The organism is Rhodopseudomonas sp. BR0C11 (assembly GCF_010820945.1).
Lineage (GTDB): Bacteria > Pseudomonadota > Alphaproteobacteria > Rhizobiales > Xanthobacteraceae > Rhodopseudomonas > Rhodopseudomonas palustris_H.
In genome coordinates this window covers 1-435 of the sequence record NZ_QTKI01000855.1, presented here as the reverse complement: position 1 = coordinate 435, position 435 = coordinate 1, and the positions used below count along the sequence as shown (strand labels likewise).

Annotated in this window: 1 pseudogene; it reads right to left on the bottom strand. The window is 61.1% G+C overall.

Annotated elements, in window-relative coordinates:
- Window positions 1–208 (bottom strand): annotated as a pseudogene (locus tag DYI24_RS27790) (ABC transporter substrate-binding protein); the annotation flags it as partial.
- Window positions 209–435 lie beyond the last annotated feature (227 nt).

Here is a 435-nt window from a genome sequence, read left to right as displayed (position 1 = left end):
TCGTCAGGGCGTCGTACATTGTCAGCCCGGTGAAACGATTACCTTCGAAGCCCTGATCGGGCTGACCGAGCGTGCGCGGAATGTCCGCGGCCGTCATGCCGATGCGCAGCACGGACTCGGCGGACGCCAGCGACGGCACCATGAAGACGCTTGCCATCGACAGAGCGAGCAGCGCAGCGCGACGGTTGTTACGACGAAAATTACGCATTCGACGAGAGTCCCTTTGCAGTGACTAATTGGCAGGCTGGTCAATGCAATGCATGTGCCAGCCAAAGCGGCAGTCCGACGCCGCCGGCCTCGACGGAGACGCGCAGACCCCCAATGCAAAACTGCAGGTCCGTCGTGGCGCGCCCGTTGCAAGTGGTTCGCCCATCGTCATCAGGAGATCAGTTGCGATGCGACTTAAGAGTTCATGGGTGCTGGGCGCGTTGTTTG